This window comes from Zwartia panacis, from assembly GCF_030410395.1.
Classification (GTDB): Bacteria; Pseudomonadota; Gammaproteobacteria; order Burkholderiales; family Burkholderiaceae_B; genus Zwartia; species Zwartia panacis.
Window position 1 is genome coordinate 138482 of sequence record NZ_JAUHHF010000008.1, and the last position, 7349, is coordinate 145830.

The window sequence follows — 7349 nt, forward strand, 5'->3', positions numbered from 1 at the left end:
TCTCAACCGATCGAACCATGCGTGACCATCGTCACACTGAAACGCGCAACAAGCCACAAGGAATTGGCGCGCGCGTTCAGCGCAAAGAAGATTCCCGACACCTCCACGGCAAAGGAAACTTTGTCGCGGATATGTTTTTACCCGGAATGTGTGAAGTTGCTTTTCTGCGCAGCCCGGTGGCCCATGCGTTAATTGGCAAGATCAATATTCCTGAACAATACGCATCCAGCATCTTCACCAGAGAGATGTTGGATGCACTTGACATCACAGCCGACTCCACATTGCCGACATATCAATCCTCAACGCAACCACCCCTCGCCCAAGGTAAGGTTCGCTTTGTAGGTGAACCAGTTGCGATGGCTTTTGCTAAATCCCGCGCCGAGGCCGAAGACCTACTAGAAGAGGTGCGTATTGATTATGATGATTTGCCGATTTATGCAGACGTTCATTCATCCCGCACAGCAACAGAGCATTTTGTTCATGATGATTGGAATAACAATACCTTTTTGACACTCCACGCTGATCGTGATTTTGAAAAGCATTCCGCCCCAGCAGAAGTAATTGTCAATAGAAAAATAACACTTGCACGTCAGTGCATGGTGCCGATGGAAGGCAAGGCCGTACTTGCTTATTGGGATCATCAGGCCGATCAGTTGGTCATCGTCAGCGCCACCCAAGTCCCCCACATGATTCGTACAGCGATTGCGCTGTTTCTCAAGATGGATCAAGGACAGGTCAGGATTATCTCCCCAGATGTTGGCGGCGCATTCGGTTACAAGTGTGTCCTGCAACAAGAGGAGCTTTGCGTCGCATGGCTCGCAAAAAAACATAAAAGACCTTTTCGCTACATAGAAGATCGACGAGAGCACCTTATTGCCGGTGCGAACACACGTGAACATCATTACGATATGACGGTCTATGCTGACAAGACCGGCAGAATACTAGCGTTGGACGCTCGGATCACCATCGATGGTGGAGCATATTCAGTTTGGCCTTTCACGATCGGCCTCGAGCCTGGACAGGCTATCGGCAATTTACCCGGACCATACGATTTCAAAGGATATCGCTGTATTTCTGAATGTATTGCTACAAACAAACCTGGATTTGTTCCCTACCGCGGCGTCGCACGAACTGGCGTATGTTTTGCCATTGAAATGACTATCAATGCGCTCGCAGACGCAGTTGGGCGAGAGCCATGGGAAGTCAGACTCGACAATCTGGTGAAATCCGAGCAAATGCCCCATATCAACGTCACAAATAAACACTTTGATAGCGGCGACTATCCCTCAAGCGTCAGGCGAGCTCTTGAAATGATCGATATCAAACGCATCAGAGAGGAACAGCAGTCACCGCGAGCTGACGGAAAGTTGCTTGGTTTTGGAATGGCTACCTATACCGAACAGGCAGCGCACGGGACTTCAGTCTTCGCCGCGTGGGGTACTCCTGTTATTCCAGGTTTCGATCAAGCTTTTGTCAAAATCACACCCGATGGCGGCCTTGAGATAAGAGTTGGAGTTCATTCTCACGGACAAGGAATGGAAACTACTTTTGCACAAATTGCCAATGATGTGCTGGGCATTGATCTCAATCGTATCCGTCTGATACACGGAGACACTAGTCAAACACCTTTCTCCACTGGAACCTATGCCTCTCGGTCATTGGTTATGTCTGGTGGCGCCGTGGCTCAGGCCAGTAAGATACTGCTCAAACGTGCTTTCAAAATCGGTGCTCACCTCCTTGGCACTCATGTAGACAATGTCGTATTGGAAGGTTCGAATTTCATCTGGGGTGATAAGACCGTTTCTATCGCAGATATCGCTGAAGCCTGGTACCTGAGCCCTCAACGCTTGCCGTCCGATGCGGACCCTGCCGGTTTAGAAACGACTGTTGGTTATAAACCACGCGTTGACACAGGGTGCTTTACATATGCAACTCATGCTGCGGTGGTCGCCGTCGACCCAGAACTTGGTAGCGTAGAAATTCTCGATTATGTCTGTGTCGAAGACTGTGGGGTAATGGTCAACCCTATGGTTGTCGAGGGGCAAACAATTGGTGGAATTGTGCAAGGAATAGGCACAGCCATGTTTGAAGAAACACCTTATGACAGTTATGCACAACCCCTCGCATCTACTTTTGCGGATTACATGATTCCGGGAGCATCAGAATCTCCAAAAATTCGTGTGGATCACTTTGAAACGCCCTCGCCCCACACTGAATTTGGTGCGAAAGGAATGGGCGAGGGCGGAGCGATCGCCCCCCCAGCGGTTATTTTCGGAGCCATCAATGATGCACTCAAACCGTTAGGCGCGACGGAGTTGTTGGACACACCCGTCACACCAAGAAAGATCCTCAACGCACTGCATCAGAAAAATACGAAAACAGCAACATCAGAGAGGAGTTCGTCATGAAAGCGGCGCGCTTCGAATATGAGAGAGCCTCCTCACTTTCAAAAGCGCTTGAGGTTTTAAGCAATAATGGCTTAGACACCAAAGTAATGGCTGGCAGTCAATCACTTGGGCCCATGCTGAATTTACGTCTTGCTCGACCTGACTCCGTAATTGATATTTCTACATTACGCGAACTGAAAAAAGTGACCCAAGAGGGTGCATTGCTTAAAATAGGTTCTGGACTGACACACGCAGAAATTGAAGACGGTATAGTGGATTTATTAAAGGGTCACCCTTGGCAGTACGTTGCATCGTCGATCGCTTACCGATCAGTTCGAAACCGTGGAACCATAGGTGGCAGTATCGCCCATGCGGATCCCGCTGCAGACTGGGTACTTGCATCCACTGCAATGAATGCCGAAATCGAAATTGCATCCGCGAAAGGCATGCGACGTGTCCCAATTAATGAGTTTATGCTGGGCGCATATACAACTGTTCTCGCCGAGCAGGAAATCATCACCGCAATCATCATTCCTGCAATGAATGATCAATCGAGATGGGGTTACTTTAAATTCTGCAGAAAAATCGGTGAATTCGCTGATGCCAGTTGCGCAGCTTATTTTGATCCGGAGAATAAAACTGCGAATATTTCTGTTGGAGCGTTGGATGGTGCACCACGATCCCTTTCCGGGCTAGCAAAAATCATCGCAAAAGATGGTTGGTATTCAATCAGTCGAGACATCATCTCGGAACACGTCTCACTCAATCTTCCAGAGCTCGATGAACTAGATCAAAAATTATTTACCACAGTGATTAGTCGCTGTTTAGATCGTGCGTTCAAAATCGAGAGACAAGCATGACGAATCGGCTATCACTAAAGATTAACGATCGTCAGGTCGTTCATGAAGTCTTTCCTCGCATGCATCTTGGGGACTTTCTTCGTGAAAAGGAAAACCTGACCGGTACTCATCTTGGCTGCGAACATGGGGTCTGCGGTGCCTGTGTCGTATTGCTTGATGGGCAGCCCGTACGTTCATGCATTACCTATGCAGTGGCATGCGAAGGGAGATCCGTCACGACCATCGAGGGTTATGATGGCGACCCAGTGATGAACAGACTTCGCGTTGCTTTTTCATCGCACCATGCGCTCCAGTGCGGCTACTGCACTCCTGGAATGTTGGCGACGGCCCGAGATATTGTTATTAGGATTCCTAACGCATCTGAGCGCATCATCAGGGCAGAACTGTCCGGAAATCTCTGCCGGTGCACAGGCTATGTCGGTATTGTAGAAGCCATCCTTTCAGTACTTGAGGAGCTAAGGGTAAAGCCAGATCCTTCGGTTGAAGCACTTCGTCAAGGTCGCAAGCCAATAGATCAATCAGCCATACTGGATCGCCCCGCGGTGGCTGAGAAAGTCTTTCAGAACTTTGAGGCGGGTAATGCACAACCCCTACAAGTCGGTGCATCTGGACAAACCCACAAATCCACAGCATTGAAATCAACGCCAAATCTGACAAACCAAAACAATACTGAAATTTTAGAAAACTTTGACGTACCATTTCCAGTAACTAGAGTTTGGGCGTTCATGATCGATCTCCCGGCGATTGCTCGATGTTTGCCGGGCGCATTTATTTCTTCGATAGAAGCCGAGCAAGTGAAGGGGGGGCTTTCCCTCAAATTCGGACCCATGCAAGCGGCCTTCGATGGCACCGCCACTCTTTCAATTGACCAAAATACTCATACCGCCACGCTCAATGGTGCGGGCCAGGATCGACTCAGTAACTCTCGTGCAACTGGAAATATCTCTTACCGCATTGAGTCTTTAGGTGACCAGAGATCCCGCGTTCACATCACTATGTCATATGGTCTTCAAGGACCGCTCGCTCAGTTCTCAAGATCAGGGATCGTCAAGGATTTCGTGCGGCGCATGATGAAGATATTTGCCGAGAATATTGAGCAATCACTGACGCACCCGGAGATTGATCTGACAAACAAGCGAAAAAATATTCGCCCAATCGCATTATTCTTTGGAATCATTTGGGATCGTTTACTCACACTGCTTTCGTTCAAGAGCAAACCATGAAATTTTTACTTGGTTTATCTCGCTTAATTGATCGCCTGAACGAATTCATTGGTGGTGTCGTGATTTGGATCTGCCTGATTGTCGTTCTTGTAAGCTCCGGCAATGCGGTCATTCGAAAGATTTTTGATAGCAGCTCTAATGGATGGCTCGAACTTCAGTGGTATCTATTCGGTGCGCTGTTTTTACTTTCATCCGGTTATACGCTCCTAAGAAATGAGCATGTCAGAGTTGATATCTTGTCCTCTAAGCTCAATCGAATTCATCAAATATGGATCGAAATTTTTGGAATTCTGTTCTTTCTATTGCCGATGGCATTACTCATCATGTTTTTGTCATGGCCTGTCTTTACTGAAGCCTATATACAAAATGAGCAATCCTCTAACGCTGGAGGACTAGTTCGATGGCCCGCAAAGTTACTAATACCCATCGGCTTTGGACTACTTGTGCTGAGTGGATTTTCACATTTGATCAAATGTGTCGGATTTTTATCAGGGAAATGTCCAGACCCGATATTGAAGCATCAGGGTCAAACCTCGGAGGAAGCGCTCGCGCAAGCGATCTTATCCAATACCAAAATTGAAAATCACTTGAGCGTATCCCCGGCGGTAGGTCTTTCCCCTTCTGACCAAGAACATTCACCTAAGGTGTGAAACTTCCATGATCGAGTTCTTGACCGCCAATCTAGCGCCCGTCATGTTTGTGACACTTTTCCTACTTCTCCTCTTGGGCTTTCCGGTTGCCTTTTCTCTAGCTGCGAACGGACTGTTATTCGGCTTGATCGGAATCGAACTTGGGCTAATGACTCCTGCGATCTATCAGGCTCTACCTCAACGTGTATTTGGCATCATTTCAAACGACACCTTGCTTGCAATACCGTTTTTCACTTTCATGGGTCTTGTGCTTGAGCGCTCCGGTATGGCGGAGGATCTACTTGAAACAATCGGCCAGCTTTTTGGTTCTATTCGAGGGGGTTTGGCGATTGCAGTGATTCTTGTGGGTGCAATGCTAGCAGCGACGACCGGTGTTGTTTCAGCTTCGGTAATCTCCATGGGGCTTATTTCTTTACCCATTATGTTGAGGTATGGATATGACAGAAGATTCGCGACAGGAGTGATCGCAGCCTCTGGCACGTTATCACAAATCATTCCACCGTCACTTGTTCTGATTGTCTTGGCCGATCAACTTGGACGATCCGTCGGCGACATGTACCGAGGTGCATTTTTACCTGGTCTTGGTTTAGTTCTGGCTTACATTCTATATACGTTCGTTTTAGCTTTTTTTCGACCCGCATCTGCACCGGCCATTCCCGAATCTTCTCGAACATATTCCGAGCCAACAGGATCTCGTGGAACGCGCTCGCTATCGGTACTTATGCTCATCTCTATCACTGTCGCATTAATATTCGGCAAGATATTCATATCAGAGAGCGCACCTATTGATGAACAAATCGTGATGATTGTTCTTGTGTGGGGTTCGGTCGCTTTTGTTCTTGCGCTGATTAATAAACTTCTCAACTTGGGTTTGTTATCAAAAATCGCGGAGCGTGTCACTTTTGTGATGATCCCACCACTCGCGTTGATATTTCTTGTTTTAGGAACCATTTTCATCGGCGTTGCTACACCGACTGAAGGTGGCGCGATGGGCGCAGTGGGTGCAATCCTGATGGCAATATCGCGCAAACGCCTTTCCATGCCATTGTTGCGTCAAGCCATGGATACGACCACTAAACTTTCCTGCTTTGTAATCTTTATTCTGATCGGATCCACAGTTTTTAGCCTGACATTCCGCGCTGTAGATGGCGATCTCTGGGTTGAACATCTATTAATCAATATGCCCGGAGGTCAAACGGGCTTTCTGATTGTTGTGAGTATCTTGACTTTTGTGCTGGCTTTTTTCTTGGATTTCTTTGAGTTGGCATTTATCATCGTTCCGTTACTCGGACCGGTCGCGGACAAGATGGGGATAGATCTTATATGGTTCGGCGTTCTCCTCGCTGTCAATATGCAGACATCCTTCATGCATCCACCCTTTGGTTTCGCTCTGTTTTACCTCAGATCGGTCGCACCAAAATTTGATTACACAGACAAAGTAACTGGCAAAAAAATTGCGCGTGTTACGACTGGTCAAATTTACTCAGGATCCATTCCGTTCATAATCATTCAACTGATCATGGTGGCGATCGTTCTAGCTTTCCCCGGAATGGTGACTCACTATAAAAACGACGCTTCGACGGTCGATCCTGCTACCGTCGACTTAAATATTCAGGGCAATCCTTACGAGAACCCTGATCCAGCGACAGATCAGGATCCCAGCAAAGCTTTTAGATAAGCGCTTGCATCAGCGTTCTAAATATTTGAGCTTATCGGGCTTTCCATTCCACTCTTCGGCATCTTCTGCGGAAGGCTTGGAGGCGGAAATACTCTCAAATATAGGGGCTAATTCTGCATTGAGCTGCGCAAATTTTATTTGATCGGGAGGCAAATCTTCCTCCGCAAAAATAGCATTCGCCGGGCACTCTGGAATGCACACAGCGCAATCAATGCACTCATCCGGATCAATCACTAAAAAGTTTGGCCCTTCTCGGAAACAGTCCACTGGGCACACATCGACGCAATCAGTAAATTTGCACTTTATACAATTCTCAGTGACGACATGAGTCATGGATTTCATCCTAACAATAAGTGCACTAACAATAAGTACACTAACAATTAAATTTTAACGAAAATATGATTAATTTGCGACAGAGTTAAGTAAGGTGGTTTCAAGTACGAAGTGCAACTTTGATTAATTGGGCGGGTTGGCTGAGAGTGTTCTAGCATCTCAGATTTCCAGACCGCCAAGTCAAAGTCACCTTATGAGCTACAAACATCTCAGCCAAA

Annotated in this window: 6 protein-coding genes; 5 read left to right on the forward strand and 1 reads right to left on the reverse strand. The window is 47.3% G+C overall.

Annotation, left to right across the window (positions count from 1 at the left end):
* The first annotated feature begins 17 nt into the window (after nucleotides 1-17).
* Genes QWY30_RS11780 through QWY30_RS11800 form a run of 5 tightly spaced genes read left to right on the forward strand, consistent with a single transcriptional unit; the run spans nucleotide 18 to nucleotide 6798 of the window.
* Nucleotides 18-2408, forward strand: a complete 2391-nt coding sequence (locus QWY30_RS11780) for a xanthine dehydrogenase family protein molybdopterin-binding subunit (protein WP_290241244.1) — start codon at nucleotides 18-20, stop codon at nucleotides 2406-2408.
* Nucleotides 2405-3247: an FAD binding domain-containing protein gene (locus QWY30_RS11785; protein WP_290241246.1), complete on the forward strand. Its 843-nt coding sequence runs from the start codon at nucleotides 2405-2407 to the stop codon at nucleotides 3245-3247. The genes QWY30_RS11780 and QWY30_RS11785 overlap by 4 nt, the downstream gene beginning before the upstream one ends.
* Nucleotides 3244-4470: a xanthine dehydrogenase family Fe-S subunit gene (locus tag QWY30_RS11790; protein ID WP_290241248.1), complete on the forward strand. Its 1227-nt coding sequence runs from the start codon at nucleotides 3244-3246 to the stop codon at nucleotides 4468-4470. Before QWY30_RS11785 ends, QWY30_RS11790 begins: the two co-directional genes overlap by 4 nt.
* The gene (locus tag QWY30_RS11795; RefSeq protein ID WP_290241250.1) at nucleotides 4467-5120 is read left to right on the forward strand and encodes a TRAP transporter small permease subunit; all 654 of its coding nucleotides are present in this window, start codon (nucleotides 4467-4469) and stop codon (nucleotides 5118-5120) included. The genes QWY30_RS11790 and QWY30_RS11795 overlap by 4 nt, the downstream gene beginning before the upstream one ends.
* A 10-nt stretch (nucleotides 5121-5130) precedes the next feature.
* On the forward strand, nucleotides 5131-6798 hold the full coding sequence (locus QWY30_RS11800) for a TRAP transporter large permease (RefSeq protein ID WP_290241271.1): 1668 nt from the start codon (nucleotides 5131-5133) through the stop codon (nucleotides 6796-6798).
* A 9-nt stretch (nucleotides 6799-6807) separates the two neighbouring features.
* Here QWY30_RS11800 and fdxA read toward each other — a convergent pair whose 3' ends face one another.
* Entirely contained in the window at nucleotides 6808-7131 is a 324-nt protein-coding gene (gene fdxA / locus QWY30_RS11805) for a ferredoxin FdxA (protein WP_290241252.1), read from the reverse strand.
* Nucleotides 7132-7349: the final 218 nt, after the last annotated feature.

Coding starts and splice junctions, on each gene's coding strand:
- QWY30_RS11785 (WP_290241246.1), top strand. CDS start 2,405: ATGAAAGCGGCGCGCTTCGAATATGAGAGAGCCTCCTCACTTTCAAAA.
- QWY30_RS11780 (WP_290241244.1), top strand. CDS start 18: ATGCGTGACCATCGTCACACTGAAACGCGCAACAAGCCACAAGGAATT.
- QWY30_RS11795 (WP_290241250.1), top strand. CDS start 4,467: ATGAAATTTTTACTTGGTTTATCTCGCTTAATTGATCGCCTGAACGAA.
- fdxA (WP_290241252.1), bottom strand. CDS start 7,131: ATGACTCATGTCGTCACTGAGAATTGTATAAAGTGCAAATTTACTGAT.
- QWY30_RS11790 (WP_290241248.1), top strand. CDS start 3,244: ATGACGAATCGGCTATCACTAAAGATTAACGATCGTCAGGTCGTTCAT.